The 26,624-nt window shown below is 70.9% G+C and carries 31 protein-coding genes; 26 read left to right on the top strand and 5 right to left on the bottom strand.

What is annotated here, in order from left to right:
- Window positions 1-51 precede the first annotated feature (51 nt).
- The 10 genes from ACFO60_RS18355 (at window position 52) to ACFO60_RS18310 (ending at window position 9,896) form a co-directional block, all read left to right on the top strand.
- Window positions 52-1,305, top strand: a complete 1,254-nt coding sequence (locus ACFO60_RS18355) for a multidrug effflux MFS transporter (protein WP_380841619.1) — start codon at window positions 52-54, stop codon at window positions 1,303-1,305.
- A gap of 93 nt (window positions 1,306-1,398) precedes the next feature.
- Window positions 1,399-2,178, top strand: a complete 780-nt coding sequence (locus ACFO60_RS18350; RefSeq protein ID WP_380841728.1) for a helix-turn-helix transcriptional regulator — start codon at window positions 1,399-1,401, stop codon at window positions 2,176-2,178.
- The gene (sufB, locus tag ACFO60_RS18345; protein WP_380841618.1) at window positions 2,175-3,587 is read left to right on the top strand and encodes a Fe-S cluster assembly protein SufB; all 1,413 of its coding nucleotides are present in this window, start codon (window positions 2,175-2,177) and stop codon (window positions 3,585-3,587) included. The genes ACFO60_RS18350 and sufB overlap by 4 nt, the downstream gene beginning before the upstream one ends.
- Window positions 3,588-3,589: 2 nt before the next feature.
- Window positions 3,590-4,711, top strand: a complete 1,122-nt coding sequence (sufD, locus tag ACFO60_RS18340) for a Fe-S cluster assembly protein SufD (RefSeq protein ID WP_380841617.1) — start codon at window positions 3,590-3,592, stop codon at window positions 4,709-4,711.
- Entirely contained in the window at window positions 4,708-5,046 is a 339-nt protein-coding gene (locus tag ACFO60_RS18335; RefSeq protein ID WP_380841616.1) for a non-heme iron oxygenase ferredoxin subunit, read from the top strand. The genes sufD and ACFO60_RS18335 overlap by 4 nt, the downstream gene beginning before the upstream one ends.
- Complete coding sequence (gene sufC / locus ACFO60_RS18330; protein ID WP_380841615.1) at window positions 5,047-5,796, top strand: Fe-S cluster assembly ATPase SufC; 750 nt, start codon at window positions 5,047-5,049, stop codon at window positions 5,794-5,796.
- Window positions 5,793-7,055 (top strand): cysteine desulfurase, encoded by a 1,263-nt coding sequence (locus ACFO60_RS18325; RefSeq protein WP_380841614.1) that lies wholly within the window; start codon window positions 5,793-5,795, stop codon window positions 7,053-7,055. Before sufC ends, ACFO60_RS18325 begins: the two co-directional genes overlap by 4 nt.
- 3 nt (window positions 7,056-7,058) lie before the next feature.
- The gene (gene sufU / locus ACFO60_RS18320; RefSeq protein WP_380841612.1) at window positions 7,059-7,496 is read left to right on the top strand and encodes a Fe-S cluster assembly sulfur transfer protein SufU; all 438 of its coding nucleotides are present in this window, start codon (window positions 7,059-7,061) and stop codon (window positions 7,494-7,496) included.
- A 76-nt stretch (window positions 7,497-7,572) separates the two neighbouring features.
- Window positions 7,573-7,950 carry a metal-sulfur cluster assembly factor gene (locus ACFO60_RS18315; RefSeq protein ID WP_380841611.1) on the top strand — a complete coding sequence of 126 codons (378 nt, stop codon included), beginning with the start codon at window positions 7,573-7,575 and terminating at the stop codon, window positions 7,948-7,950.
- Between the two features lie 344 nt (window positions 7,951-8,294).
- Window positions 8,295-9,896 carry a DEAD/DEAH box helicase gene (locus ACFO60_RS18310; protein WP_380841610.1) on the top strand — a complete coding sequence of 534 codons (1,602 nt, stop codon included), beginning with the start codon at window positions 8,295-8,297 and terminating at the stop codon, window positions 9,894-9,896.
- Between the two features lie 218 nt (window positions 9,897-10,114).
- On the opposite strand, the gene ACFO60_RS18305 is transcribed toward ACFO60_RS18310, so the two are convergent.
- Window positions 10,115-11,131 (bottom strand): LacI family DNA-binding transcriptional regulator, encoded by a 1,017-nt coding sequence (locus ACFO60_RS18305; RefSeq protein WP_380841609.1) that lies wholly within the window; start codon window positions 11,129-11,131, stop codon window positions 10,115-10,117.
- A 473-nt stretch (window positions 11,132-11,604) separates the two neighbouring features.
- On the opposite strand from ACFO60_RS18305, the gene ACFO60_RS18300 reads away from it, so the two are divergent.
- From ACFO60_RS18300 to ACFO60_RS18255, 10 genes are all read left to right on the top strand, one after another.
- On the top strand, window positions 11,605-11,868 hold the full coding sequence (locus tag ACFO60_RS18300; protein WP_380841726.1) for a phosphoribosyl-ATP diphosphatase: 264 nt from the start codon (window positions 11,605-11,607) through the stop codon (window positions 11,866-11,868).
- A 79-nt stretch (window positions 11,869-11,947) separates the two neighbouring features.
- Window positions 11,948-12,793, top strand: coding sequence for an ATP phosphoribosyltransferase (hisG, locus tag ACFO60_RS18295; protein ID WP_380841608.1), 846 nt, complete (start codon window positions 11,948-11,950; stop codon window positions 12,791-12,793).
- A 249-nt stretch (window positions 12,794-13,042) separates the two neighbouring features.
- A complete protein-coding gene (locus ACFO60_RS18290) occupies window positions 13,043-13,933 on the top strand; it encodes an ABC transporter ATP-binding protein (RefSeq protein ID WP_380841607.1) in 891 nt (296 codons plus the stop codon).
- On the top strand, window positions 13,930-14,673 hold the full coding sequence (locus tag ACFO60_RS18285) for an ABC transporter permease (protein ID WP_380841606.1): 744 nt from the start codon (window positions 13,930-13,932) through the stop codon (window positions 14,671-14,673). The genes ACFO60_RS18290 and ACFO60_RS18285 overlap by 4 nt, the downstream gene beginning before the upstream one ends.
- A 73-nt stretch (window positions 14,674-14,746) precedes the next feature.
- A complete protein-coding gene (locus ACFO60_RS18280; RefSeq protein ID WP_380841604.1) occupies window positions 14,747-15,823 on the top strand; it encodes a sensor histidine kinase in 1,077 nt (358 codons plus the stop codon).
- 94 nt (window positions 15,824-15,917) lie between these two features.
- The gene (locus ACFO60_RS18275; RefSeq protein ID WP_380841602.1) at window positions 15,918-16,523 is read left to right on the top strand and encodes a response regulator transcription factor; all 606 of its coding nucleotides are present in this window, start codon (window positions 15,918-15,920) and stop codon (window positions 16,521-16,523) included.
- Between the two features lie 143 nt (window positions 16,524-16,666).
- Window positions 16,667-16,987, top strand: coding sequence for a hypothetical protein (locus ACFO60_RS18270; RefSeq protein ID WP_380841601.1), 321 nt, complete (start codon window positions 16,667-16,669; stop codon window positions 16,985-16,987).
- On the top strand, window positions 16,939-17,424 hold the full coding sequence (locus ACFO60_RS18265) for a hypothetical protein (RefSeq protein WP_380841600.1): 486 nt from the start codon (window positions 16,939-16,941) through the stop codon (window positions 17,422-17,424). The genes ACFO60_RS18270 and ACFO60_RS18265 overlap by 49 nt, the downstream gene beginning before the upstream one ends.
- 241 nt (window positions 17,425-17,665) lie before the next feature.
- Window positions 17,666-18,670, top strand: a complete 1,005-nt coding sequence (locus tag ACFO60_RS18260) for a trypsin-like serine peptidase (RefSeq protein WP_380841724.1) — start codon at window positions 17,666-17,668, stop codon at window positions 18,668-18,670.
- Between the two features lie 120 nt (window positions 18,671-18,790).
- Window positions 18,791-19,063, top strand: a complete 273-nt coding sequence (locus ACFO60_RS18255; RefSeq protein ID WP_380841599.1) for a hypothetical protein — start codon at window positions 18,791-18,793, stop codon at window positions 19,061-19,063.
- A gap of 24 nt (window positions 19,064-19,087) precedes the next feature.
- On the opposite strand, the gene ACFO60_RS18250 is transcribed toward ACFO60_RS18255, so the two are convergent.
- A complete protein-coding gene (locus tag ACFO60_RS18250; protein WP_380841597.1) occupies window positions 19,088-19,333 on the bottom strand; it encodes a hypothetical protein in 246 nt (81 codons plus the stop codon).
- Window positions 19,334-19,598: 265 nt separating this feature from the next.
- Between ACFO60_RS18250 and ACFO60_RS18245 the strand changes: the two genes are divergently transcribed.
- Both ACFO60_RS18245 and ACFO60_RS18240 read left to right on the top strand, forming a co-directional pair.
- Entirely contained in the window at window positions 19,599-20,450 is an 852-nt protein-coding gene (locus ACFO60_RS18245) for a helix-turn-helix domain-containing protein (RefSeq protein WP_380841596.1), read from the top strand.
- A 19-nt stretch (window positions 20,451-20,469) separates the two neighbouring features.
- Entirely contained in the window at window positions 20,470-20,688 is a 219-nt protein-coding gene (locus ACFO60_RS18240) for a DUF397 domain-containing protein (protein WP_380841723.1), read from the top strand.
- Window positions 20,689-20,772: 84 nt separating this feature from the next.
- Here ACFO60_RS18240 and ACFO60_RS18235 read toward each other — a convergent pair whose 3' ends face one another.
- The 3 genes from ACFO60_RS18235 to ACFO60_RS18225 are packed head-to-tail and all read right to left on the bottom strand — an operon-like array spanning window position 20,773 to window position 22,995.
- Window positions 20,773-22,008, bottom strand: coding sequence for an RNA polymerase sigma factor (locus ACFO60_RS18235; RefSeq protein ID WP_380841595.1), 1,236 nt, complete (start codon window positions 22,006-22,008; stop codon window positions 20,773-20,775).
- Complete coding sequence (locus ACFO60_RS18230; RefSeq protein WP_380841593.1) at window positions 22,005-22,340, bottom strand: YciI family protein; 336 nt, start codon at window positions 22,338-22,340, stop codon at window positions 22,005-22,007. The genes ACFO60_RS18235 and ACFO60_RS18230 overlap by 4 nt, the downstream gene beginning before the upstream one ends.
- Window positions 22,341-22,368: 28 nt before the next feature.
- Window positions 22,369-22,995 (bottom strand): dihydrofolate reductase family protein, encoded by a 627-nt coding sequence (locus tag ACFO60_RS18225; RefSeq protein ID WP_380841592.1) that lies wholly within the window; start codon window positions 22,993-22,995, stop codon window positions 22,369-22,371.
- 261 nt (window positions 22,996-23,256) lie between these two features.
- Here ACFO60_RS18225 and ACFO60_RS18220 point away from each other — a divergent pair, with 261 nt between their 5' ends.
- From ACFO60_RS18220 to ACFO60_RS18205, 4 genes are all read left to right on the top strand, one after another.
- Window positions 23,257-23,514, top strand: coding sequence for a hypothetical protein (locus ACFO60_RS18220; RefSeq protein ID WP_380841590.1), 258 nt, complete (start codon window positions 23,257-23,259; stop codon window positions 23,512-23,514).
- Window positions 23,515-23,516: 2 nt separating this feature from the next.
- Window positions 23,517-23,861 (top strand): ArsR/SmtB family transcription factor, encoded by a 345-nt coding sequence (locus ACFO60_RS18215; RefSeq protein ID WP_380841722.1) that lies wholly within the window; start codon window positions 23,517-23,519, stop codon window positions 23,859-23,861.
- Window positions 23,862-23,970: 109 nt separating this feature from the next.
- Window positions 23,971-24,456 (top strand): NADH-quinone oxidoreductase subunit B family protein, encoded by a 486-nt coding sequence (locus tag ACFO60_RS18210; protein ID WP_380841588.1) that lies wholly within the window; start codon window positions 23,971-23,973, stop codon window positions 24,454-24,456.
- Window positions 24,453-26,513: a proton-conducting transporter transmembrane domain-containing protein gene (locus tag ACFO60_RS18205; RefSeq protein ID WP_380841586.1), complete on the top strand. Its 2,061-nt coding sequence runs from the start codon at window positions 24,453-24,455 to the stop codon at window positions 26,511-26,513. The genes ACFO60_RS18210 and ACFO60_RS18205 overlap by 4 nt, the downstream gene beginning before the upstream one ends.
- The last annotated feature ends 111 nt before the right edge of the window (window positions 26,514-26,624 follow it).

Below are 26,624 nucleotides of genomic sequence, written 5' to 3'. Positions count from 1 at the left end.
CCCTTGCCCCCCTGTGGGCTGTTTCATACCTCAGCTCACGAAAGGGGTCGCATGCGCGCGACCGCTGTGCAGGAAGACGCCCCGGCGGAACGATCCGCAGGGCAGAGGCGCCGGCGCGGAGTGCTCGTGCTCATCCTGGGCGCGTTGTCGGCGATCGGCCCGCTGTCCATCGACATGTACCTGCCTGCTCTGCCGGCCATCCGCGGGGAGATGCTGACCGGGGCCGCCCAGGTCCAGCTCACCCTGACCGCGTGCCTGGTCGGGGTGTCGGTGGGCCAGCTGGTCGCCGGGCCGGTGAGCGACATGCGGGGACGGCGCCTCCCCCTGATCGCCGGGGTCGCCTCCTACGCGGTGGCCTCGCTGCTGTGCGCCTTCGCGCCGTCGGTCGAGGCCCTCGCCGGGCTGCGCCTGGCGCAGGGCCTGGCCGGAGGCGCGGCGCTGGTGATCGTGCGGGCGATCGTGCGCGACCTGTACGACGGCCCGGCCATCGCGCGCATCTTCGCCACGCTGATGCTGGTGAGCGGCCTGGCGCCCATCCTCGCCCCGATCGCCGGGGCACAGCTGCTGCGATTCACCTCCTGGCGCGGGGTGTTCGTCGCGCTCGGCGCCGCCGGGCTGGTGCTGCTGCTCGCCGTGCTCGCCGGCGTGCGCGAGACGCTGCCGGCCGGCGAGCGGGGCGGCGGCGGGCTGCGGCAGACCCTGGCCACATTCGCCCTGCTGCTGCGCGACCGGTCGTTCATGGCGTCGGCGATGGCGGGCGGGCTGGGCTTCGCCGGCATGTTCGCCTACATCTCCGGGTCGCCCTTCGTGCTCCAGGAGATCTACGGGGTGTCCCCGACCGGCTTCTCGGTCATTTTCGCCGCCAACGCGCTCGGCCTGACCCTCATGGCCCAGGTGGGCGGGCGGGCCGCGGGCCGGGTCCCGCCCGCGCGGCTGGTGCTGATCGGCCTGCTGCTGGGCGTGGCCGGAGCCGCGGGCCTGGCCGGATCCGTGCTCGCCGGCCTCGGCCTGCCCCTGGTGGTCGCCTCGCTGTTCACGCTGATGTGCGGCGCGGGCCTGTCGCTGCCCGGCACGGGGGCGCTGGCGCTGGCGGAACAGGCGCCGCAGGTCGCGGGCAGCGCCTCGGCGCTGCTCGGCCTGCTGCAGTTCGGCTTCGGCGGGGTGGCCGCGCCGCTCGTGGGGCTGGGGGGCACCGGCTCGGCACTCCCCATGGCGCTGGCCATGCTCGTGCTGACCGCGGCGGCCCTTGCGACCTTCCTCGGACTGCACCGCCGTGCGCCTTCCCCGGCGGTTTCCGCAGCTTAGGTAAGGCTTACCTGCGTGATGCAACCCACGATCGTCGGGTTGTACGCCGGGAAGGAATTACGGCACACTGATGTTGTGAAAAACGTGACCGGGATGACGAACGCCGAGAAGGGCGCCGAGCGCGGCACGCGCGCGCGCGTCGCTCGGCTGATCCTGGAGCACGGCCCGATCAACGCCGCCGCCCTGGGCGAGCGGCTCGGGCTCACACCGGCGGGGGTGCGCAGGCACCTCGACGCGTTGCTCGCAGAAGGCATGATAGAGCCACGCGCGGTGCGTCCCCGCGGTCAGCGAGGACGCGGGCGGCCCGCCAAGCTGTTCGTGATCACCGACCCCGGGCGCGGCGCCTTCGTGCACGCCTACGACGACCTGGCCGGCAGCGCGCTGCGCTTCCTGGCCGAGCGCGTGGGCGAGCAGGCCGTGGCCGAGTTCGCCAGATCCCAGGTCGAGGGCCTGGTCAAGCGGCTGTCGCCGGCGATGCGCGAGGTTCCCGCCGACCAGCGGGTGCGCGTGCTGGCCGAGGCCCTGACCGCCGACGGCTACGCCGCCTCGGCCAGCCAGGCCAAGTCGGGCGGCGAGCAGCTGTGCCAGCACCACTGCCCGGTGGCGCACGTGGCGGCGGAGTTCCCGCAGCTGTGCGAGGCCGAGACCGAGGCGTTCGGGCAGCTGCTCGGCACTCCCGTCCAGCGCCTCGCGACCATCGCCCACGGCGACGGCGTGTGCACCACCCATGTGAGCCCGAGGGCGCTGGCCGAACAGCGCAACCAATCTGTGAACCCCCGGCGGAGCGCGACCGTGGACACTTCAGACGGCTCCGGCGACGTGACCATAAGCACTTCGCGCAACGCGATCGAGAGCAAGGAGACCGGAAGGTGACTGTCACCGACCGCCCGGAGCTTGAAGGCCTCGGGAATTACAAGTTCGGCTGGTCCGACACCGACGCGGCCGGCGCCACCGCGCGCCGTGGCCTGTCCGAAGAGGTCGTGCGCAACATCTCCGCACTGAAGAGCGAACCCGAGTGGATGCTCGACCTGCGCCTGAAGGGCCTTCGGCTGTTCGGCAAGAAGCCCATGCCGAGCTGGGGCTCCGACCTCTCCGGCATCGACTTCGACAACATCAAGTACTTCGTCCGCTCCACCGAGAAGCAGGCCGCCTCCTGGGACGAGCTGCCGGCGGACATCAAGAACACCTATGACAAGCTCGGCATCCCCGAGGCCGAGAAGCAGCGCCTCGTGGCCGGCGTCGCCGCCCAGTACGAGTCCGAGGTCGTCTACCACAAGATCCGTGAGGACCTCGAGGAGAAGGGCGTCATCTTCCTCGACACCGACACCGGCCTCAAGGAGCACCCCGAGATCTTCAAGGAGTACTTCGGGTCGGTCATCCCGGTCGGCGACAACAAGTTCGCCTCGCTGAACAGCGCGGTGTGGTCGGGCGGCTCGTTCATCTACGTGCCGCCGAACATCCAGGTCGAGATCCCGCTCCAGGCCTACTTCCGGATCAACACCGAGAACATGGGCCAGTTCGAGCGCACGCTGATCATCGTCGACGAGGGCTCCTACGTCCACTACGTCGAGGGCTGCACGGCGCCGATCTACTCCTCCGACTCGCTGCACAGCGCGGTCGTCGAGATCATCGTGAAGAAGAACGCCCGCTGCCGCTACACGACCATCCAGAACTGGTCGAACAACGTCTACAACCTGGTCACCAAGCGCGCCGTCGCCTACGAGGGCGCCACCATGGAGTGGATCGACGGCAACATCGGCTCCAAGGTCACGATGAAGTACCCCGCCGTCTACCTCATGGGCGAGCACGCCAAGGGCGAGACGCTGAGCGTCGCCTTCGCCGGCGAGGGCCAGCACCAGGACGCCGGCGCCAAGATGGTGCACCTGGCGCCCAAGACCTCCTCGACGATCGTCTCCAAGTCGGTCGCCCGGGGCGGCGGCCGCACCTCCTACCGCGGCCTGGTGCAGATCGAAGAGGGCGCGGCCGGGTCGGCCTCCACCGTCAAGTGCGACGCCCTGCTGATCGACCAGATCAGCCGGTCCGACACCTACCCCTACGTCGACGTCCGCGAGGACGACGTCTCCATGGGGCACGAGGCGACGGTCTCCAAGGTCTCCGACGACCAGCTCTTCTACCTCATGAGCCGCGGGCTCAGCGAGGACGAGGCCATGGCGATGATCGTGCGCGGCTTCGTCGAGCCGATCGCCCGCGAGCTGCCCATGGAGTACGCCCTCGAGCTCAACCGGCTGATCGAGCTGCAGATGGAAGGAGCGGTGGGCTGACCATGGGCCTGGACTCCAAACCACTGTCTACCCTGTACGGCAAGTCCTCCTACAAGCTGGAGGACTTCCCCGTCCCCACCGGCCGTGAGGAGGCCTGGCGCTTCACCCCGCTGTCGCGGCTGCGCGGGCTGCACGACGGCACCGCCGCCGGCTCCGGCACGGTCGTGGTGAACGTGGACGCCGCGCCGGAGGTCTCCGTCGAGACCGTCGGCCGTGAGGACTCCCGCATCGGCAAGGCGTACGCGCCGACCGACCGGGTCAGCGTCCAGGCGTTCACCTCCTTCGAGAAGGCCACCGTGATCACGGTGCCGAAGGAGGCCGTCGCCTCCACGCCCACCGTGATCAGCCTGCGCGGCGAGGGCGGCGGGGCGGTGTACGGCCACATCGTGGTCGCCGTCGAGCCGCTCGCCGAGGCCGTGGTCGTGCTCGACCACCAGGGCAGCGCGGTGTACGCCGACAACGTCGAGTTCGTCGTCGGCGACGGCGCCACGCTGAAGGTCGTCAGCCTGCAAGACTGGGCCGACGACGCCGTGCACGTCTCGCAGCACCACGCCCACCTGGGCAAGGACGCCACGTTCAAGAGCTTCGTCGTCACCCTCGGCGGCGACTTGGTGCGCCTGTCGCCGTCGGTGTCCTACAGCGCCCGCGGCGGCGACGCCGAGCTGAACGGCCTGTACTTCGTGGACGCCGGCCAGCACATCGAGCACCGCCTGCTGGTCGACCACACCGTGGCCGACTGCCGCAGCAACGTCGACTACCGCGGCGCCCTGCAGGGCGATGACGCGCACGCCGTGTGGATCGGCGACGTGATCATCCGCGTCGAGGCGACCGGCACCGACACCTACGAGCTCAACCGCAACCTCATCCTCACCGATGGGGCCCGGGCCGACTCGGTGCCGAACCTGGAGATCCTCACCGGAGAGGTCGCGGGGGCCGGCCACGCCTCGGCGTCCGGCCGCCTCGACGACGAGCACCTGTTCTACCTGCAGGCGCGGGGCATCCCCTTCGACCAGGCACGCCGCCTGGTCATCCGCGGGTTCTTCGCCCAGCTGCTTCAGAAGATCGAGGTCGGCGAGATCCGTGAGCGCGTTCTCGCCGCAGTGGAGGCGGAGCTCGGGTCATGACGTTCATCAAGGCCTGTTCGATCTCCGACATCCCCGACGGAGGGGTCGTCGGTATCGAGGTGGAGGGCACGCCGGTCGCGCTGGTCCGCAAGGACAGCGAGGTGTTCGCCCTGTACGACGTCTGCTCGCACGCCGAGGTGCGCCTCAGCGAGGGCGACGTCTACGACGACACCCTTGAATGCTGGCTGCACGGGTCGTGCTTCGACGTGCGCAGCGGCAAGCCGACCGGGCCGCCCGCGGTGCGGCCCGTCCCTGTCTACCGAGTGAAGCTCGAAGGCGACGACGTGCTCGTCTCGCTCGACGGCGCCGACCATGTTGAAAATGGGGAGTCTTAAGTGTCCACCCTGGAAATTCGTGACCTGCATGTCGCCGTGGAGGACAAGGAGATCCTGCGCGGCGTCAATCTCACCGTCCGCGCGGGTGAGACCCACGCCCTCATGGGCCCCAACGGATCGGGCAAGTCGACGCTCGCCTACGCCATCGCCGGCCACCCGAAGTACACCATCACCTCCGGCACGGTTACCCTCGACGGCGAGGACGTGCTGTCGCTGACGGTGGACGAGCGCGCCCGCGCCGGCCTGTTCCTGGCCATGCAGTATCCCGTCGAGGTGCCCGGCGTCTCGGTGTCGAACTTCCTGCGCAGCGCCGTCACCGCCGTCCGCGGCGAGGCGCCCAAGCTGCGGGTGTTCACCAAGGAGCTCAAGGAGGGCATGGACGCCCTGGCCATCGACCCCTCCTTCGCCCAGCGCAATCTCAACGAGGGCTTCTCCGGCGGCGAGAAGAAGCGCCACGAGATCCTCCAGCTCGAGCTGCTCAAGCCGAAGATCGCCATCCTCGACGAGACCGACTCGGGCCTGGACGTCGACGCCCTGCGCGTCGTCTCCGAGGGCGTCAACCGCTTCGGCGCGGCCGGCGACACCGGCGTGCTGCTCATCACCCACTACACCCGCATCCTTCGCTACGTGAAGCCGGACTTCGTCCACGTCTTCGCGGGCGGCCGGGTCGTCGAAGAGGGCGGGCCGGAGCTGGCCGACAAGCTCGAGGCCGAGGGCTACGAGCGCTACACGAAGGCGACCACCGCATGACAAACGGCATGTTCGACGTGGACAGGATCCGGAAGGACTTCCCGATCCTGTCGCGCGAGCTGCCCGGGGGGAGGCCGCTGGTCTACCTCGACTCGGGCAACTCCTCCCAGAAGCCGGCGCAGGTCATCTCGACCATGCGCGAGCACATGGAACAGCACTACAGCAACGTCGGCCGCGCCCTGCACACGCTGGGCGGCGAGTCGACCGAGGCCTACGAGGGCGCGCGCGACAAGGTGGCCGCCTTCATCGGCGCGCCGGGCCGCGACGAGGTGGTCTTCACCAAGAACGCCTCCGAGGCGCTCAACCTGGTGGCGTACTCCTTCGGCAACCCCACCTGCGACGACGACCGGTTCCGCATGGGCCCGGGCGACGAGATCGTCATCTCCGAGATGGAGCACCACTCCAACATCGTGCCCTGGCAGCTGCTCGCGCAGCGCACCGGCGCCACGCTGCGGTGGTTCCCGGTGACCGACGAGGGCCGCCTGGACCTGTCGGGGCTGGAGGAGCTCGTCAACGAGCGCACCAAGATCGTGTCGATCGCGCACCAGTCCAACGTCCTCGGCACCGTCAACCCGGTGGACGGCATTCTGGCCAGGGTCCGCGAGGTCGGCGCGCTGATGTTGCTCGACGCCTCGCAGTCGGTGCCGCACCGCGCGGTCGACGTGGCGGCGCTCGGCGTCGACTTCGTCGCGTTCACCGGGCACAAGATGGCCGGCCCTTCCGGCATCGGCGTGCTGTGGGGGCGGTACGAACTGCTTTCCGCCATGCCGCCGTTCCTGGGCGGCGGAGAGATGATCGAGGCGGTCTGGATGGACCACTCGACCTTCGCTCCGGTACCCCACAAATTCGAGGCCGGTACCCCACCTATTGTCGAGGCCATCGGGCTCGGCGCGGCCGTCGACTACCTCACGGCGGTCGGCATGGACGACATCCGCAGCCACGAGCACGAGCTCACGGTGTACGGTCTGAAGGCGTTGTCCGAGGTCCCGGGCCTGCGCATCATCGGGCCCTCCACCGCGGAAGATCGCGGAGGCCTGCTGTCGTTCACAGTTCCGGGCATTCACCCCCATGATGTGGGGCAGATATTGGACGACCAATTCGGTGTCGCCGTGCGCGTCGGGCATCATTGCGCCCGCCCGCTGCATTTGCGCTTCGGAATACCTGCGACGACTCGCGCGTCTTTCTATCTGTACAACACCACGGACGAGATCGACGCACTGGTCCGGGGCATCCATTACGTACAGAAGGTGTTCGGATAAAAGATGATCGCCGAGTCGCTGTACCAAGAGTTGATCCTGGAGCACTACAAGCATCCGCAGGGCCGTGGCCTGCGCGATCCCTACGACGCTGAGGTGCACCACGTGAACCCTACGTGTGGTGACGAGGTGACGATGCGGGTGAAGCTGGGCGACGGCGGCAAGGTCGAGGACGTCTCCTACGACGGCCAAGGATGTTCGATCAGCCAGGCCGCCGCCTCCGTCCTGCACGAGCTGGCCACCGGTTCGACCGTTGACGACTCCTTGGCGGTGGTCGACGAGTTCACCCGGCTCATGCAGGGCCGCGGCCAGATCGAACCCGACGAGGACGTTCTGGGCGACGCCGTGGCGTTCGCGGGTGTGGCGAAGTTCCCGGCCAGGGTGAAGTGCGCCCTGCTCGCCTGGATGGCCTACAAGGACGCGGTGGCGAGGAGCTCGGCATGAGCGGCGTCGTGCGATCGTTCTGTTTCGACGGCCCCGCGTGTGGGGCAGCATGTATGCGGCAAGGCGAGGAGGCGGAGTGAGCAAGCCCGTGGAGACCCCGACCGGCGTGAGCGTGACCGGGTTCGACGGTGAGGCGACCCTGGACGAGGTGCTCGAAGCCCTCAAGGACGTCGTCGACCCCGAGCTGGGGATCAACGTGGTCGACCTCGGCCTGATCTACGGCGTGAACCTCGACGAGGGCGCGGCCGGCGCGCTGCCCGTCGCGACCATCGACATGACGCTCACCAGCGCGGCCTGTCCGCTCACCGACGTCATCGAGGAGCAGGCGCACTCCGCTCTCGACGGCATGGTCTCCGACGTGAAGATCAACTGGGTCTGGCTGCCCCCGTGGGGGCCGGACAAGATCACCGACGAGGGCCGCGACCAGCTCCGCATGCTCGGTTTCAACGTCTGACAACTACGTCCCGATCGTCATCGGGATCGCGTTCACCCCGCCGGGATCTGCGTGTGACCTCCACCTGGACGTCTCTCCCGGCTCGTGTGCGACCCTGGTACGGCCCCGCCCCGCGCCCTGTCGCGGAGCGGCGGCCGTACCCGTTTGATCGCCGCCGGACGAGGATGGGCTAGACTTCAGGTCGCCCACTGTTTTGAGTGGTGCTCGCGTGTCGCGATGAGCGCACCGCTTCGGCATCCTTCCGGATGCCCTGTGTTCGAGTGCGGCGCAGGCCGCACGCCCCCGGCTCGTCCTTTCGCAGAAGTGACGCGCCATGTTTCTTCGATCGAAAGGCACGACCAATCGTGACCATCATCAACACCGCCATGCCCGCCGACGCCTTCACCGGCGCGGGGCACGACCAGGACGCGCCGACCGCGCGATCCGCGCAGGCGGTGTCCACCCCGAAGCGCTCCGCGTCGCCGGCTCCCGCCGAGGCCCACGCGGAGTCCGCCTCCGGTGAGGCTTCCGTCGCGCCGCAGGAGTTCTCCCTGCTCGGCCTGCCCAAGCCGCTGATCACCGCGCTGGCCCGGCAGGGCATCAACAGCCCGTTCCCCATCCAGCGGGCCACCATCCCCGACATCCTCGCCGGCCGCCACGTGCTCGGCCGCGGCCAGACCGGCTCGGGCAAGACCCTGGCCTTCGGCCTGCCGACCATGACCCTGGTCTCCGGCGTCAAGGCGGCGCCGCGCCGCCCGCTCGCCGTCGTCCTCGTCCCCACCCGCGAGCTGGCCATGCAGGTGACCGACGCTCTCGAGCCGCTCGGCCGGGGCCTGTCCCTGCGGATGAAGACCGTCGTCGGCGGCATGTCCATGGGCCGCCAGATCGAGGCGCTGCGGCGCGGCGTCGAGATCGTCGTCGCCACTCCCGGGCGGCTCACCGACCTGATCCAGCAGGGCGAGTGCTCGCTGCAGGACGTGCGGGTGACGGTCATCGACGAGGCCGACCACATGTGCGACCTCGGCTTCTTCCCCGTGGTCAGCGCCCTGCTCGAGCAGACCCCCGCGGACGGCCAGCGGCTGCTGTTCTCCGCGACGCTCGACGGAGACGTCGACAAGCTCGTCCGCCGGTTCCTGCACGACCCGGTGACGCACTCCCTGGCCCCGGCCACCTCGTCGGTGGAGACCATGGAGCACCACGTGCTCCAGGTCACGCGGGACGACAAGTTCGCCGTCACCGCCGAGATCGCCAACCGCGAGGGCCGGACGATCATGTTCGTGCGCACCCAGCACGGCGTCGACCGGCTGGTCAAGCAGCTCGCCCGGGTCGGCGTCCGCGCCGGCGGCCTGCACGGCGGCAAGCGGCAGAACCAGCGCACCCGCATCCTCGCCGAGTTCCGCGAGGGCACCATCGGCGTGCTCGTCTGCACCGACGTCGCCGCGCGCGGCATCCACGTGGACGACGTCAGCCTCGTCCTGCACGTGGACCCGCCGATGGACCACAAGAGCTACCTGCACCGCGGCGGCCGCACGGCCCGCGCCGGCGAGCGCGGCACGGTCATGACCCTCGTGCTGCCGAACGAGCGCCGTTCCACCGAGACGATGACCCGCCGCGCCGGCGTCCAGCCGTTCCGCCTGAAGGTCACGCCGGGACACCCCCGCCTGGCCGAGGTGGCCGGCGCTCAGCAGCCGAGCGGCGTCGAGATCCCGGTGTGGGAGCCGGCGGCCGTGGCCGCCAAGCGCCCGCGCCGCGAGGGCGGCCACGGCGGCGGCGACCGCCGCCCGCGCCGCTTCCACGACCGTTCCCGCGAGGACGGCGAGCACCGCGACGGCGGCCCCCGCGGCGAGCGCCCGGGCGCGGGCGACCGTCCCGCCCGCGGCTACCAGGGCGAGCGCCCCGCGCGCGACGCCCGCGGCGGCCCCCGCCGCTCCACCTCCGACCGCACCCCCGGCCGCCACGGCCGCTGACGTCCTTCGTCGAAGGCGCGCCCGCTTCCCGCGGGTGCGCCTTCGGCATGAGGACCGGCAGGAACAGGTGCACCGGACGGTGGGCCGCCCTTCGCGCGGTATGTGCGTGAGCACGGCGGCCACGCCGCCTGAACCTGCCACGGCGCGACGAAGGCTTGGGACGGCATGCGGTGTCCTGGGCCTTTGTTGTTGGGCGTTATGTCAGGACAAGAGATGATCTAGGCCGGTGGGGGAGCGGTGCTGCCGCGAGAGGTGAGGCGGGCGGCCTGGTCCTCGAAGGCGGTCACGTGCTCGCCGGCGATGAGCGAGAGCAGTCGGCGGGCGGCGTGCGCGCCGTAGGCGGGGATGTCGCGGGTGAGCGCGGTGAGCGGAGGCCGGACCACCTGGGAGAGCGGGGAGTCGTCCCAGGCGACGATCGACAGGTCGCGCGGGACGTCCAGGCGCATCTCCTGGGCCACCGACAGCCCGGCCACGGCCATGATGTCGTTGTCGTACACCAGGGCGGTCGGCCGTGCGGCGGAGCTGAGCAGCCTGCGGGTGGCGCGGGCCCCCTCCTCGCCGGTGTAGTCGGTGTGCACGGTGATGGCCTCGGTCAGGCCGAGGTCCGCGCAGACGGCGCCGAACGCCTCGTCGCGCAGCACGGTGTGCAGCAGCCGGGGGAGCCCGGCGACCCGGGCGATGCGGCGGTGACCGAGCGCCGTGAGGTACTCGACGGTCTCGCGGACGGGGGAGCCCTCGTCGGACCACACGGGCAGCAGCGATCCCGCCCCGGAGGGGTGGCCGAGCACCACGACCGGCATGCCCATCGCCTCCATCTCGCCGACGCGCGGGTCGCCGGAGTGCAGGTCGACCAGGATCGCGCCGTCGACGCGGCCCTCGCCCCACCAGCGGCGGTAGATCGCCATCTCCTCGTCGTGGTCGGTGACCACCTGGAGCATGAGCGCGTACGACCGGGCCGACAACTCGCCCTCGATGCCGCTGATGAGCTCCATGAAGAACGGCTCCACGCCGAGGAAGCGCGCCGGGCGGCACAGGGCGAGGCCGACGGTGTTGGCCCGGGCGCCGTTCAGCGCGCGGGCGGCGCTGTTGGGGAGCCAGCCGATCTCGTCGGCGATGGCGAGGATGCGCGCCCGCGTGGAGGCCGAGACGCCCGGCTGGCCGTTCAGAGCGTAGGACACCGCTCCCTTGGAGACTCCGGCCTGCCGCGCGATGTCGGCGATCGTCGGGCGTTTCACATCGGCTCCCTTGCTGAACCGGTCTAGACCGACCGCGTCAGCTCGTACCCTACTACGCGCCCCTCCTGGCGTAATGGCACGACAAGAGGGCTGATCGTCCGATGACGCAGGCGTCATGCTCATCGGCACCGGCGGGCCGGCGCCGAAGATCGGGCAGCGGTCCGACCACCCGTTGACACGCATGACGCGCGCGCCCCGGTCGCCCATGACTGATCCGGTTCAGCATCTCCGCCCGTCCCCGGGGGATCCGGCGTGAACGGAAGACCACCTGTTCCTGGCACGTGACTGAACCGATTGATAAATGAAGGTCTCACTATGTTGACCAGATCTGTGGAAATCGCGATCCTCAACGCTCCACGGCCCGGTCCCCTCCCTCCCGGTTTGACGCGCCGGCGCCTGAACGGGTGGTTAGCACGTCCCGCGCCCGTCGCCGACTACTCTTGACGAGCAGGCACACCGACGTGAGAGAGACCATGAAGACCTTCGAAGAGCTGTTCGCCGAGCTTTCGGACAAGGCGCGCACCCGTCCCGCCGGGTCGGGCACCGTCGCGGCCCTGGACGCCGGTGTCCATGCCATCGGCAAGAAGGTCGTGGAGGAGGCCGCCGAGAGCTGGATGGCCGCCGAGCACGAGTCCACCGACCGGGCCGCCGAAGAGATCTCCCAGCTGCTCTACCACGTCCAGGTTCTCATGATCGCCAAGGGCATCGGGCTCGACGAGGTCTACAAGCATCTTTAGGCCGGTCCATCCGGCCGCAGCCGACCGACCTCGTCCTTGACCCGATGCCTCTCCGATCCGAAGGGACCACGCGAAAGCCATGCTCCGTCTCGCCGTACCGAACAAGGGCGCGCTCACCGAGGCCGCCCAGACCATCCTGAAAGAAGCGGGCTACCGCTCGCGCAAGGACTCCAAGGAGCTCGTGGTCGTCGACCCCGACAACTCCTGCGAGCTGTTCTTCCTGCGCCCGCGCGACATCGCCGTCTACGTCGGCGAGGGCACCCTCGACGCCGGCATCACCGGCATGGACATGCTCGCCGACTCCGGGGCCCCCGCCGAGGAGATCATGCCGCTCGGCTTCGGCGTCTCCACCTTCCGCTTCGCCGCCAAGCCCGGCGCGTTCTCCTCGGTCAAAGACCTGCAGGGCATGCGCATCGCCACCTCCTACGCGGGGCTGCTCGGCAAGCACCTGGCCGACGTCGGCGTCGACGCCCGGGTGATCAAGCTGGACGGCGCGGTCGAGACCGCGATCCGGCTCGGCGTCGCCGACGCCGTGGCCGACGTCGTCGAGACCGGCACCACCTTGCGCAACGTGGGCCTGGAGGTCTTCGGCGCCCCGATCGCCCACTCCCAGGCGGCGTTGATCAAGCAGGCCGGCGCCGAGGAGACGCCGGGGGTCAGGCAGCTCGCCCGGCGGCTGCAGGGCGTGCTGGTCGCCCGCGACTACGTCATGATCGACTATGACATCCGGGCCGAGCGCATCGACGAGGCCATCGCGATCACGCCCGGCATGGAAGGCCCCACGGTGTCCCCGCTGCACCGCGAGGGGTGGGTCGCCGTCCGGGCGATGGTCCCCCGCAAGGGGCACCAGCAGATCATGGACCAGCTGTGGGAGATCGGCGCCAAGGCCGTCCTGGTCACCGCCATCTTCGCCTGCCGCCTCTGACCCTGCCCCGCTCGCCCGAGCGTACCCCGGCCCGGCGGTCGATCTCGTCGCGTCCGCCGTCGCCGCGTCTTCGGCGGTGCGACGGCGGGCACGAGCCACGCCGGTGTCGGTGCCCGCGTACGGCGGAGACCCGGAGGGCGGCCCCGCGGCGTCCCTTCGCGCGGCTCCGCGCGGGTCTGACAAATGTCATCGCGAAGGCCGGATGGCCGGCACTGAGGATCTCCGGCGTTCACTCCTAGCGTTGTCCCCATGAACGCCATCTCCCTCGCCGGCGTGCGAAAGAGCTACGGTGAGGTCCGCGCCGTGGACGGCCTGGACCTCACCATGGAGGCCGGGCGCACGGTCGCCCTCCTCGGCCCGAACGGCGCCGGCAAGTCCACGACGATCAACATGCTGCTCGGCCTGGCCCGGCCCACCGCCGGGCAGGTCCGGGTCTTCGGCCGCACTCCCGACGAGGCGGTCGCCGCTGGGGACGTCGGCGCGATGCTCCAGGAGGGGACGCTGATCTCCGAGCTGACCGTCCGCGAGCTGGTCGACTTCGTCCGCCGCCTCTACCCCGACCCGCTGCCGCTCGCCGAGGTGCTGCGCATCGCCGACCTGACCGGCCTGGCCTCGCGCCGCGCCGACCGGCTGTCCGGCGGGCAGACCCAGCGGGTGCGCTTCGCCCTCGCGATCGCCGGATCGCCCAGGCTGCTGGTGCTCGACGAGCCCACCGCAGCCATGGACGTCGAGTCGCGGCGCGCCTTTTGGGAGGACATGCGGGCGTACGCCGCGCAGGGCCGCACGGTGCTGTTCGCCACCCACTATCTGGAGGAGGCCGACGAGAACTCCGACCGGGTGGTCGTCATCGCCCGCGGCAAGGTGGTGGCCGACGGCACGGCCGCGCAGATCAAGGCCGGCGCCGGCGGCAGCTCGGTGGAGTTCTCCCTCGGCGTCCAGCCGGCCGCCCGCCTGGACGCCCTGCCCGGCGTCACCGGCGTCACGATCCTGTCCGGAAAGGCGACGCTGCGCACCACCGACACCGACGCCACCGTGGCGGCGCTCTACCGGCAGACCACACTGGAGATAAGCGACCTGCAGATCCACGGGGCCGATCTGGAGGACGCCTTCCTCGCACTCACCCAGCCTTCGGAGGCATGACCATGCCGCACTACCTCAAGATCGAAGCCCTCCGGATGCTGCGCAACAAGCGCTACGTCATCTTCGTCGTGGCGTTTCCCCTCGCCTTCTACCTGCTGTACGCGAACCTCTACGGCGACCAGACCGACCAGGCGACCGGCACGCCCGCCGCCGTGATCCTGATGGTGTCGATGGGCGCCTACGGCGCTCTGGCCGCGTCCATCATGTCCACCGCCGTGCCCTGGGCCCAGGAGCGGCAGAGCGGCTGGCTGCGCCAGCTCCAGATCACCCCGCTGCCCGGCTGGATGATCATCGTGACGAAGCTCCTCGCCGCGCTGGTGCTGGTACTGCCCGCGCTGCTGCTGGTCGTGCTGGCCGCGGTGCTCACCCAGCACGTGTCGCTGTCCGTAGGGCAGTGGGCGGCGCTGATCCCGGCCATGTGGGCGGGGACGATCCCGTTCGCCGCGCTCGGCCTGGCCATCGGCTCGCTGGCGCGGCCGGACACCGCCCAGCCCGTCGCCATGATCAGCATGTTCGGCCTCGCGCTGCTCGGCGGCCTGTGGTTCCCTGTCGACATGCTCCCCGAGACCATGCGGACCATCGCCCACGCCCTGCCGTCCTACGACTACGCCTCCATCGGCTGGGAGATCGTCGCCGGCCACACCCCCTCGGGGTCGTCGGTCGCCGGCATCCTCGGCTGGGCCGTCGTGCTCGGCGGCCTGGCGATCTTCGCCTACCGCAGGGCGACGGTGCGGGCCTGAAGCCATGGTTCGCCTGAGCAGCGTGTTCAGCTTCGGCGGGGCGGAGGACAGGCCGTCCCGCTGGAGGCGCCTCATGGGCACCTCCTTCGGCCTGGTCTACCTGTTCTACCCGGTGACCGACGTCACCTCGGGCGCCGTCACCGGAGCCAAGGCGTACTGGGCGGTGGCGTCCCTGGTCGCCTTCGTCGCCTGCTACATCGCCACGGTGCTGAGCCCGAGGGACTACGGCGAGCCCGGACGGTGGACCTACCCGCTGCTGGCCCTGCTCGTCCTGATGGCCATCGTGTTCCCGCTCGTCTTCCGGGGCGGCTGGGTGACGCTGCCCATCTACGTCACCGTCGTGATCAGCATGGGCCTGCCCATGCGGGCGGCCCTGGCCGGCATCGCGGGCATGGCCGCCGTCGTGGCGGCCGACTGCCTCATCTCAGAGGCCGACGGCGGCACCATGGCGCTGCTGCTGATGCAGGTCGTCACGCTGGGCGTCCTGTTCATGAGCGTCCGCAACACCCGGGTGCTGGTGAACCGGCTGCACAAGGCGCAGAGCGAGGTGGCGCGGCTGGCTGCGAGCGAGGAACGCCTGCGCATCGCCCGCGACCTGCACGACCTGCTCGGCCACAGCCTGTCGCTCATCGTGCTCAAGAGCGAGCTGGCCGGCCGGCTCTCGGAGGCCGGCTCCCCGAAGGCCGCCGACGAGATCCGCGACGTGGAGTCGGTGGCCCGCTCGGCCCTGCGAGAGGTCCGCGAGGCGGTCACCGGCTACCGCCGGAGCGGGCTGTCGGAGGAACTCGACAGCGCCCGCGCCGCGCTGGACGCGGCCGGGGTGACCACCGCGGTGCGCACCACCGGCACACCGCTGCCGGACGTGCTGGACGGCCTGTTCGGCTGGGCCGTGCGCGAGGGGGTCACCAACGTCGTCCGCCACGCCCGCGCCGGACGATGCGACATCAGCGTCGCCTACCACAACGGGGAGGCCGACCTGGAGATCGCCGACGACGGCCGTCCTGCCGCGCCCTACCTGCCGGGAAGCGGCCTGACCGGCCTGGCGGAGCGCGTCCAGGCCGCGGGTGGCGTCCTTTCCGCGGGCCCGTCCCCCGAAGGCGGCTTCCGCCTGCGCGTCCTCGTCCCGGCCCCCGTCAGGTCGCCCGCATGACCGGGACGCACCGCCCGAAGCGGGACAGGACACGCATCCACCGTCGCCTCCGGAGCGTCCCCGTGTCCGGCCCTCGACCCGCCGGGAGCGGCAGATGATCAGAGTCGTGCTGGCCGAGGACCAGGCGATGGTCAGGGGCGCGCTGGCGACCCTGCTCGGCCTGGAGCCCGACATCGAGGTCGTCGGCGAGGCCTCCACCGGCGAGGAGGCCGTGGCCGTCGTCGGCGAGACCCGGCCCGACATAGCGCTCCTGGACATCGAGATGCCGGTGATGGACGGCATCACGGCGGCGGCGGAGATCGTCCGCGCGGTTCCGGACTGCCGCGTCATGATCCTCACGACCTTCGGCAGGCCCGGCTACCTGCGCAGGGCGATGGAGGCCGGCGCGGTCGCGTTCATGGTCAAGGACAGCCCCGCCCGCGAACTGGCCGCCGCCATCCGCCGGGTGCTGGCCGGCGAACGCGTGATCGACCCCGCCCTGGCCGCCGCCGCCCTCAGCGCGGGCCCGAACCCGCTGTCCTCGCGCGAACGCGACGTGCTCGCCGTCGCCGCCGACGGCTCCACCATCGGCGACATCGCCGTGCGCCTGCACCTGTCCGAGGGCACCGTCCGCAACTACCTGTCCTCGGCCATCCACAAGACCCACGCCCGCAACCGCATAGAAGCCGTCCAACGCGCCCAGACCCAGGGCTGGCTGTAACGCCGCCATGTCGCCAAGGTGCACGGTCCGAGCTTTTCGGCGCGCTTCGCGCATTCGCCGCTCGGGCCGTGTTGTCTCGCATCGAAGTGAGATCGGTGGATCCACCGGACCGTGGGCGCCTGCCCGGCTCACCGCGGCCGCCGGTGGGCCGGCGACCGCGACGAGCCGACTCCGAGCGCTACCCCGCGCTGGCCGGCATCGTCGAGCAGTTCCTTGACGCCGGTGTCCGAGCCCGGGCACGTGCCACCCTGCTACGCCGGGGTCTGGCGGTCACTCTGGCCATCCTGCCGGTGACCGCCGTCTCGGCGGCCGCGCTCGCCAAACGAGCCAGGAATGACGTCGCTCTCCAGCGTGATGCGGCCGTCTCCCGTCACCTCGTCGTCCACAGCGCGTCGATCAACGACGACCCCCGCCCTTGCCGCGCTGCTCGCGGCGGCGGCCTGGCGCATCAGTCCCACGGCTGAATCCCGCGTCGCCATGCCGGCTGCGCTCGGCAACCCCGCGCGCGATTCTTCCCGCCCCCGGCAACCCCCGCGGGCACGGTTCTGTTCACGCCCTCGTCTACACGACGGCCTTCAGCTCGGGTGGCCGGATCTTGGCCACCGGTACCAGCGACGGCATGGTCCGGTTATGGGACGTGCGGAGCCGCCGGCTCATCGGCGCCCCTCTCGACACCCGCCGGCCCACCGGTTCCCCCCATTCGACGGCCCCGGGTCGGCGGCGTTGGCCTTCAGCCCGGACGGGCGGACTCTCGCTGTCGGGAGCCGCGACGGCATGGCCCGGCTATGGGGGGCAGGGCTACCGAAGGATCTCCTCGGAGCCGTGTGCGCGATCTCCGGACGCTCTCTCACCCGTGCGGAATGGGCGCGGCTCGTACCGGAGGAGGACTTCCGGACGGTAGGTCCTTGACGTGGGGCGGCCGGGAATGTGAGCGCTTGTCGCACGATTCCACGACCTCTCGTATCGAACATGTGATCTAAAACTTCTAGGACCTGGGCTTCGGGCGAGGTTACGATCTTGCTGTTCGCCGGCCGTGTCGATCGGCCGGTTCTCCACGCTGACGGGGTGGGAAGCCGCCCCGATGACTGGACGGGAGATCGAGCTTGAGGCGTACGCTGATCGCGTTGGGTGTCGGTTTGAGCGTGTTGGGTTCCACCGTCGTCACCGCACCGGCACGGGCCGCGAGCCCGCTGGCGGTACCGCTGGCCCCCACGGTGACGGCGGCTCGGGAGGTCGCGGGCTTCTGGCTCGCCGACGGGGCCGCCAATCTGAGGAACGCCACGCCGTACAACGTGCGCACCGAGGTCGGCGGGGAACGCCTGTCCACCGGCATCGTCCCGGATGGCGCTCCGGCGTCCATCCCGCCGCTGGAGGGGCCGGTCCCGCCCGAGGAGGGCGGGATGTCGGCGACCTTCGGCAAGGTGTTCTTCATCGGCAGCGACCTGCAGCCCCACTGGTGCACGGGCACGGTCGTGCGCTCGAAGCTCTGGAACGTCGTCGCGACGGCGGGGCACTGCGTGCTGGACGTCGAGGCACCGATGGGCCCGCTCTTCAAGTGGGCCTTCGTCCCCGCCTACTCCGGCGGCACGCTGCCGTTCGGCCTCTATGTCGGGAAACAGGCCTACACGCACTACGACTTCGACGACATCCGGGACCACGACCGGGACTACGCCTTCGTCAACGTGTACAACGGGGTCGTCCCCGCGTCGCCGGACGTGCTGACCGATGCCGGGAAGCTGGGGCAGAACGTCGGCGGCCAGGGAATCGCGATCAACCAGCCGCTCGCGCCCACGGCCGACGTCCTCGGCTATCCCGCCGGCCCGCACCCCGACGGCAGTCGGCCCTACACGGGGGAGACCCTCGAACGGTCGACCGGGCCGACGTTCGCGACGAAGGTCACGCCCCTCCGCATGGACCGGCCCGTCGGCGTGGACTCCCCGTTCACCGGTGAGGGCTCTCTCGGGTCCTCGTGGCTGACCGAATACGACGGCGACAGCCGCACGGGCTATCTCAACGGTCTCACGATCAGCGTCTCCGACACCGACGGTGACGGCCGGTACGACACCGGCGTCTCGCCGTACTTCGACGGTGAGTTGTACGGGGTCTACAAGAAGGCCGCCGCCTACTGGACCGGTTCCATCGCTTAAGACGGCTTCCGTCCGCCCCGCCGCGTCCGCTCAGAGAAGCGGGCGCGGCGGAGCGCGTTCTGGGTCGTGCGCCGCCGCCGTCCATCGGGCCGCGGGCCGGCCACACGTGCGAAACTTCCGGTGATCTCGCATCGGTTCGCTCCCTCCGCCTCACAGGTGCGGCCCGCCCGCACCTTCGTCGCCGGGCTGCTCGGCGAGGAGCATCCCTGCCGGGACGACGCCATGCTCCTGACCAGCGAGTTCGCGGCCAACGTGGTCCGGCACGCCATCGAGCGCGACTTCCTTGTGTCGGTGGCGTTCCCCTGCACCGGCGTGCTGGTCACGGTCGCCCAGGGCCGCGGCCAGGACGCGCGGACGCATCGTGATCATCGGGAACTTCCCCTTCTTTTGTGAGAACGTTCCAGGACGACAAGGTGATCAGCGAGCCGCCTCGCCCGGTGGCGGGCCCCGGCGATCAACGGGCTCAGGCGGTCCGGCGAACGGATGACGACCGGCGGGCGGATACGCCAGCTCGACCTGGTTAATCCGCAGGACGAGTTCCTCGGCGCTCCCCGCCTCGACCAGGCCGACCACGCCCCGACCCCATCGCGGCGCGAGCGCCCACCACCGCCCGGTCGCGCCGCCGAACCAGACGCTCCACCCCTCGAACCGGCGATTGAGCATCCGGACCGTTCTCGCCGGGGCGTTCGCCGCGTCCTCGTGGCCGTGAGCCGCTGGGGCGGCGTTCGTGGCACTCACCTCCGGTCAGGACCGAATCCTTGATCACTTTCTCTGGACCGGCGCTGCCGACGCAACGCTGTGTGTACGATCCGTAACTGAAAGATGGCATGTCCCACACAGTTTTGGAGGCTCGATCGCATAGAAAGACAAATTTGTATTGACCTAAAAGGGGTGCGAGTGCATAAGTCGGACAAGGGGTATCGAGATCATGAATGCCAAGCGGGCGATGACGCTGCGGGCCCAGTGGCTCGGACGAGAACTGCGCGAGCTGCGTGAGATGAGTGGTCTCACGCTCAAAGAGGCCGGCGGCCATATCCAGCGCGATGGAGGCACCGTGAGCCGCATAGAAGCCGGGATCTATCCCGCGAGGACTCCAGATGTGCTCGCGATGCTGGATCTGTATGGAGTTACGGACGCCCGTCGTCGCGATGGATTGCTGAAGCTCGCAGGGGAGGTGTGGCAGAGCGGATGGTGGGATGGATATATGGAGGATCTGTCCAAAGTCATGGTCGACTACGCGTGGGTCGAGTCGCGCGCTCGTCGCATCAGTTCTTTCGATGCACTGGTGATCCCAGGGCTGTTGCAGACCCGCGCGTATATGGAAGCGGTCCAGGCGGCCATCGTCGACTCGTCTCCGATCCAGATCACCTCTGGGATCCGTTTTCGACTCACCCGCCAGCAGATTCTGACGGACCCTGAGCCGCCGCTCATTGAGGCGATCTTGGATGAGAGCGTCCTGCATCGCTGTCAAGGTGGGCGGGCGGTGCTCAAGGCACAGCTTGAGCATCTTCTGCTACTGGCCGAGCGGCCGCACGTGGAGATCCGAGTCTTGCCCTTCCACTCCGGCGCGCACGCAAGTCCGGAAGGGGCCTTCAGGGTCTTCGAAATGCCCGAGCCGTATCCTGACGTCGCCTACATGGACACGCCTGGGGGAGGCATCTATGTAGAGGCGGGTGAAGTGGGGCGGTTCGCGCTTAAGCTTGAACATATCCGACGGGATGCTCTGAAGCCGCCGGAGTCGCGCGAATTCGTGCGCGCGATTGTCGACCGCCTGCAATAGGCCTAGGTGGGGAACGGTGATGACCTCTCAGCGGCGACCATTAGCGGCGTGGCATATCAGTAGCTTCAGTCCCGACGGAGGACCGAACTGCGTCGAGGCCGGTCCGTTGCTCGACGGGAGTGGGCGGATCGCGGTGCGGCACAGTCGTCAGCCGGACGGTCCGATGATCGTTTATACGAGGGCCGAGTGGGACGCCTTCTTGGCCGGCGTCCGTGCCGACGAGTTCGATTTCCAGTAAGGCGGCGCCGCGGGGACCGGACGCAGTCGTCCGGGAGTGGATACCAGAGCAAGCGCTCCCGTGAGGGGTGGGCTGCGTCTGCCGTCAGGAGGTGGTCTGGGCGAGGCGGGCGGTGAGGAAGGCTCGCTCGGGGGTGTTGCCGGCGAGCGCGATCGCCCGCTCGTAGGCCGAGGCGGCGCCGGCCTCCCGGCCCATCCGGCGCAGCAGGTCGGCCTTGATCGCCGGCAGATAGCGGTAACCGGTGAGCCGCTCGTCACGTTCGAGCGCCTCTACCTCGGCCAGCGCGGCCGCGGGCCCGCTCACCATGGCGACCGCCACGGCCCGGTTGAGCGCGACCACCGGCGATGGCCACGCCTTCACCAGTTCGTCGTAGAGCACCAGGATCTGCTCCCAGTCGGTCTCCTCGTAGGTCGGCGCGGTGGCGTGGAGCGCGGCGATGGCCGCCTGCAGGGCGAACCGGCCGGGGTCGCCGCCGCGGAGCGCTCCCAGCACCAGGTCGTGCGCCTCGTCGATGGCCCCCCGGTCCCAGGCCGAACGGTCCTGCTCCTCCAGCGGAAGCAGACGCCCGTCCGCGGCGGTACGCGTGGCCCGGCGGGCGTGGTTTGCCAGCAGCAGCGCGAGCAGTCCCCGGACCTCACGCTCGCGCGGCATCAGGCCGAGGAGCAGGCGGGCCAGGTCCAGCGCGCGCTCGGCCAGGTCGTTCCTGGTGAGCTCGGGTCCCGCCGGCGCGGTGTGGCCGGTGGTGAAGAGCAGGTGGATCACGGTGAGGGCCGCGTCCAGGCGACCCGGCAGCTCGCCCGGGGCGGGCAGCCGGAAGGGGATCCGGGCCGCCGCGATCTTCTTTTTGGCCCGGGTGATGCGGGCGGCCATGGTCGTCTCGGAGACCAGGAACGCGGTGGCGATGTCCGGGGTCGTCACGCCGCAGACCAGCCGGAGCGTCAGGGCGATCTGCGCCTCCGCGGTCAGCGAGGGGTGGCAGCACAGGAAGACCAGGCGAAGCGGGTCGTCGTGGACGGCCGGATCATCGGCCGGGAGATCCGGGCCGGCCACCGCCGGTTCCACGAGCAGGTGCAGCTTCGAGCGCAGTGTCCGGGCCCTGCGCAGGGCGTCCAGCGCGTTGTGCCGGGCCGCGATGGTGAGCCAGGCGCCCGGGCTGGCGGGCACCCCACCGCTGCCCCAGGCGTCCAGCGCGTCGGCGAAGGCATCCTGGACGCACTCCTCGGCCAGGTCGAGGTCGCGGGTGACGCGCACGGTCGCGGCGAGCACCCGGGCCCACTCGCGACGGTGCGCGTCGGAGACCGCCTGCCGGATCGAGGTCACTGGGCGAGCAGCGGCCGCACCTCGACGGCGCCATCCATGATCGGGAGCAGCCTGCCGATGGCGATCGCCTGGTCGAGGTCGGCGGCCTCGACCACGAAGAACCCGGCGATCACTTCTTTGCTCTCGATGAACGGACCGTCGGTGACCAGGCCGTTCTTGTGGATCGTCCGGGTGGTGGAGCTGGGTTGCAGTGCCTGTTCGTGGACGACCCGCGCGCCCATCGCGGCGATCCGCTCCCCGGCACGCAGGTTGGCCTCCATCACCTCGGGCGGGATGTCGGCCACGCCTCCGGGCGTCTCCTTCTCGTAGATCAGAACCGCGTACTGTGGCATGGCCCCTCCCGTCTCCGTGCTTTCCCGATCAGCGGCTCCCGGTCTCGGGGCCCATCGAACCGTACTCGAGCTTGCCCTCCCGCGCGTAAGTGCAGGTGAGGACACCCGTGCCGGATGTCGTGGTCTCGGCCGGCCTGAGACCGGCGGGGGCCGTCCCCTCCGCGAAGAGCCGTTTGCCCGTGCCGATGAGCACCGGGAAGGTCAGCAGGTGGAACTCGTCGACCAGGTCGTGCGCGAGGAGCGTCTGGACCAGCCCGCCACTGCCGTGGACCTGGATCTCGCCGCCCCCGCCTCGCTTGAGCTCGCCGACCGCCCTGGCGACGTCGCCGGTGAGCAGCGTCGAGTTCCGCCAGGACACGGTGTCCAGCGTCCGTGACGCGACGTACTTCGGCAGGCCGTTCATCTGCGCCCCGATCGGGTCGTCCTCCCCGGCGAGCGGCCAGGTGGCGGCGAAGCCCTCGTAGGTCCTGCGCCCGAGCAGGAGCGCGCCGGCCCGGCCGATCAGCGCGGTCATGTGCTCGATCAGCGCCTGGTCGAAGTGCGGCACGGCCCAGCCGCCGTGCTCGAACCCGCCGTCGCGGTCCTCGTCGACGCCGCCCGGCGCCTGCACGACGCCGTCCACGGACATGAACGCCATCACCATCAGTTTCCGCATGTCGTTTCCTTCGCTCGCACGTGCCGCGGGGCGCCGGGGTGGCGCCCTCACCCACTACGGCGAACGGGGCCGCGCGGAATCGACAGCGCGAGACGGAATCCGCGCGCCGGACCGCCGGAACCGGCCCGGCGCGCGGCGGCGCCGACCCGCGCCGGGCCGGGGCGCATGGAAGTCCAGGTACAGATATATGCAGTTGCCAATTTACGCAATTAACCATATGGTCTTCTTGTAAAGAAGATCGCGTGCAGGGCGGAGGGACGGATGAGCGACTTCGCGGGCGGAGTGCGCCGCCGGGTGCGGGAGTCACGCGAGAGACTGGGCGCGGCCCTGGCGTCCGGGGACGAGTACGCCGTGCAGGCGTACGCCGCCGATCTGGAAGAGATGGTGCGCCTGGCCCGCGAGCACGGCGTCCCTCTCGATCGCGAGCCCGCCGCGGGCGCCGGATCTGGCGAGCAGCCGAAGGCCGAGGTGGCACTCCAGGCCGAGCCCGTCCTCCGGCCGCCGGCCGGGGAGGCGTGAGCGTGCCGGTTCCGCTGTACCAGGCGAAGGCCGATTTCTTTCGCACGTTGGGGCATCCAGTGCGCATCCGGGTGCTCGAACTGCTGCAAGGCGGGCCGCTCGCCGTACGCGACCTGCTGGCGGCCACAGATGTCGGGGCCCCGGGTCTGTCCCAGCAGCTCGCGGTGCTGCGTCGGGCCGGCATCGTCTCGGCCACCCGTGAGGGCTCCACCGTCGTGTACGCCCTCGGCAGCGCCGACGTGGCCGAATTGCTCGGCGCGGCACGGCGCATCCTGACCGACGTGATCGCAGGTCAGGGAGAACTGCTGGCCGAGTTGCGCGAGACGAGGCCGGAGCGGCTCACGTGAAACGGCCAGCGAGGCGTGGCCGCGTCCCCGCGGCCGCGAGCGGGCCGTCGCCCGCGATGGTCCGCGGGCGTCCCACATACGTTTCCAGGTGTCGAGGTGTCACCACGTCGTGATCAGTCTGTGGCGGAAGATCAGGAAGACCGGCCGCGTGGCCGAGCCTGCGCCCGAGCGCCCCCGCGGCGACGTCCTGCCGGCCGCCGCCGAGCTGGGCGGATCGGTGCAGATCCGGCACGTCGACGCCGGGTCGTGCAACGGCTGCGAGATCGAGATCGCCTCGGCCTTCGGGCCGGTGTACGACGCCGAGCGCTATGGGGCGCGCCTGGTCGCCTCGCCCCGTCACGCCGACGCGCTGCTGGTGACCGGCCCGGTGACCCGCAACATGGAGGTCGCCCTGCGCCGCACCCACGAGGCCGTGCCCGAGCCTCGCCTGGTCATCGCCCTCGGCGACTGCGCGCGCGACTGCGGCGCGTTCGCCGGGGCGTACGGCGTGGCCGGCGCGGTCAAGGACGTCCTCCCCGTGGACGTCGAGGTGCCGGGATGCCCGCCGCGGCCAGAGGCCATCGTCGAAGCGCTGCGCGGGCTGACCGGACGGTGAACACCGCCGGAACGCTGTTCGCCGGCGCCCTCGGCCTGTGCCTGGCGGCGGCGGTCGCCGCGCTGCTCGCCCCCCGTCGCCTCCGGCCGCCGCTGGCCGGAGGCGCGACCGCCGCCGCGGGACTGGCGGGGGCCGGGGCCGGAGTGGCCGCGCTGACCGGCCATGGCTGGTCGGCCCGGCTGCCGGGCGTTCTCTCCCTGGCAGGGGTCCGGTTGACCCTGGACCCGCTGGGCGCGATGTTCGTCGCGGTGACGGGCGCGGTCGCGGTGTGCGCCGCCGTCTACGGCGTCGCCTACGCCAGGCACGGTCTGGACGGCCGTGTCGTGCAGGCCGGCCTGCCGCTGTTCGTGGCCTCCATGCTGCTCGTCCCCGCCGCCGCGAGCGTCGGCGCGCTGCTCGTCGCCTGGGAGCTGATGGCCCTCACCTCGCTGCTGCTGGTGCTCGCCGAGCACCGCAGCCGCGCCGCCGTCGGAGAGGCCGCGCATTGGTACGCCGTGATGACCCACCTGGGCTTCGCGGCGGTCCTCGCCGGGCTGGCCGGCTTCGCTGCCCTGGCCGGCGGCGACTCCTTCGATCAGCTGCGCGCCGCCCACCTTTCCCCGGCGGCCCGCGACGCCGTCTTCCTGGTGACCCTCGCCGGCTTCGCCTCCAAGGCCGGCATCGCGCCGCTGCACGTCTGGCTGGCCCGCGCCCACCCCGAGGCGCCGAGTCAGGTGTCGGCGCTGATGAGCGCGGCCATGGTCAACATGGGCGTGTACGGCATCCTGCGCGTCGGCCTGGACCTGCTGCACGGCGGCCCTGCCTGGTGGTGGCTGCTCGTGCTCGGCCTGGGAGCCCTGTCGGCGCTGTTCGGCATCCTGCAGGCGGCGGTCGCCTCCGACCTCAAACGGCTGCTCGGCCACTCGACGACCGAGAACATGGGCCTGGTGCTGATCGGCGTCGGCGCCGCGGGGTTCCTGGCCGCCGGCGGCGACCGGGTGCTCGCCGGCCTGGCGCTGGCCGCCGCCCTGCTGCACGTGGTCAACCACGCCGCGTTCAAGACCTTGCTGTTCCTGGCCGCCGGCTCGGTGCTGCACGCCACCGGCACGCGCGACCTGGACGCGCTCGGCGGCCTGCGCGACCGCATGCCTTACACCACCGCCCTGTTCGCCGTCGGAGCGCTGGCCGCCTCCGCACTGCCTCCCGGCAACGGGTTCGTCAGCGAGTGGCTGCTGCTCCAGAGCCTCATCCACGCCCTGCCGACCTCGGGCGTCGCGGGCGCGGTGACGATGCCGCCGGCCGTGGGGGTGATCGCGCTGTCGGCCGGCCTGGCGATCGCCACCTTCGTGAAGGCCTTCGGCGTGGGCTTCCTGGCCCGCCCGCGCACGCGGGGCGCCGAGCGCGCGAGCGAGAGCCCGGCCGCCATGCTCGGCGGGATGGCCCTGGCCGCGGCCGCCTGCGCCGTACTCGCCCTCGCGCCCACCCTCGTCCTGCCGTCCCTGTCACATCTCGCCGCCGCCCTGGTCCCGGGAGTGCCCGGCGCCGACCTCGTCCCGGGCCCTGGCGGCGTCCATGACACCGGCCCCGCCGCGGTCGGCGGGGAGGTGACGCTGCGCCTCACCGAGTACGCGGGGACGATGTCGCCGCTGCTGATCGCCGTGGCCCTCGCCGCCGCCGTCGCCGTTCTGCTCGGCGCGGTCCGCGTGCCGGCGGGGCGCAGGGCCAGGCGGGCCGCCCGGCTCTGGGACTGCGGTGCCGGCCCCATGTCGCCGCGCATGGAGTACACCGCCACCTCCTTCGCCGAGCCGCTTCAGCGGGTCTTCGATGACGTGCTGGAACCCGAGAGCGACCTGGACGTCACCCATGCCCGGGAGTCGGCCTACCTGGTGGAGAGCATCAGCTTCCGCGCCCGGATCCCCGACCGCATCGAGCGGCGGCTCTACGCCCCGATCCTGGCCGCCGCCGCTGCCGTCGGGCACGCCGCGACCCGGCTCGCCGACGGCAGCGTCCACCGCTACCTGGCTTACGGCTTCTTCACCTTGACCGGCCTCCTCATCGTCCTGGCGGTGATCTGGTGACACCGCCCACGGCGACGGCGGCGACCGGGGCCCGAGATACGGCGGCGTCGATCGCCGGGACGAGGACCGCAGGCCGGCCCATGGCAGAGCCCCGCATCGGGACGGCGCACG

The organism is Sphaerisporangium dianthi (genome assembly GCF_042654065.1).
In the GTDB taxonomy this organism is placed as follows: domain Bacteria; phylum Actinomycetota; class Actinomycetes; order Streptosporangiales; family Streptosporangiaceae; genus Sphaerisporangium; species Sphaerisporangium dianthi.
The sequence above is the reverse complement of the archived record's forward strand: the minus strand, read 5'-3'. Positions and strand labels throughout refer to the sequence as shown.

Excerpts from the sequence above, each read along its gene's own strand:
- ACFO60_RS18355 (WP_380841619.1), top strand. The coding sequence starts at position 52 with ATGCGCGCGACCGCTGTGCAGGAAGACGCCCCGGCGGAACGATCCGCA.
- ACFO60_RS18350 (WP_380841728.1), top strand. The coding sequence starts at position 1,399 with ATGACGAACGCCGAGAAGGGCGCCGAGCGCGGCACGCGCGCGCGCGTC.
- sufD (WP_380841617.1), top strand. The coding sequence starts at position 3,590 with ATGGGCCTGGACTCCAAACCACTGTCTACCCTGTACGGCAAGTCCTCC.
- ACFO60_RS18335 (WP_380841616.1), top strand. The coding sequence starts at position 4,708 with ATGACGTTCATCAAGGCCTGTTCGATCTCCGACATCCCCGACGGAGGG.
- ACFO60_RS18325 (WP_380841614.1), top strand. The coding sequence starts at position 5,793 with ATGACAAACGGCATGTTCGACGTGGACAGGATCCGGAAGGACTTCCCG.
- sufU (WP_380841612.1), top strand. The coding sequence starts at position 7,059 with ATGATCGCCGAGTCGCTGTACCAAGAGTTGATCCTGGAGCACTACAAG.
- ACFO60_RS18300 (WP_380841726.1), top strand. The coding sequence starts at position 11,605 with ATGAAGACCTTCGAAGAGCTGTTCGCCGAGCTTTCGGACAAGGCGCGC.
- hisG (WP_380841608.1), top strand. The coding sequence starts at position 11,948 with ATGCTCCGTCTCGCCGTACCGAACAAGGGCGCGCTCACCGAGGCCGCC.
- ACFO60_RS18290 (WP_380841607.1), top strand. The coding sequence starts at position 13,043 with ATGAACGCCATCTCCCTCGCCGGCGTGCGAAAGAGCTACGGTGAGGTC.
- ACFO60_RS18285 (WP_380841606.1), top strand. The coding sequence starts at position 13,930 with ATGACCATGCCGCACTACCTCAAGATCGAAGCCCTCCGGATGCTGCGC.
- ACFO60_RS18280 (WP_380841604.1), top strand. The coding sequence starts at position 14,747 with ATGGGCACCTCCTTCGGCCTGGTCTACCTGTTCTACCCGGTGACCGAC.
- ACFO60_RS18275 (WP_380841602.1), top strand. The coding sequence starts at position 15,918 with ATGATCAGAGTCGTGCTGGCCGAGGACCAGGCGATGGTCAGGGGCGCG.
- ACFO60_RS18250 (WP_380841597.1), bottom strand. The coding sequence starts at position 19,333 with ATGCTCAATCGCCGGTTCGAGGGGTGGAGCGTCTGGTTCGGCGGCGCG.
- ACFO60_RS18245 (WP_380841596.1), top strand. The coding sequence starts at position 19,599 with ATGAATGCCAAGCGGGCGATGACGCTGCGGGCCCAGTGGCTCGGACGA.
- ACFO60_RS18240 (WP_380841723.1), top strand. The coding sequence starts at position 20,470 with ATGACCTCTCAGCGGCGACCATTAGCGGCGTGGCATATCAGTAGCTTC.
- ACFO60_RS18230 (WP_380841593.1), bottom strand. The coding sequence starts at position 22,340 with ATGCCACAGTACGCGGTTCTGATCTACGAGAAGGAGACGCCCGGAGGC.
- ACFO60_RS18225 (WP_380841592.1), bottom strand. The coding sequence starts at position 22,995 with ATGCGGAAACTGATGGTGATGGCGTTCATGTCCGTGGACGGCGTCGTG.
- ACFO60_RS18220 (WP_380841590.1), top strand. The coding sequence starts at position 23,257 with ATGAGCGACTTCGCGGGCGGAGTGCGCCGCCGGGTGCGGGAGTCACGC.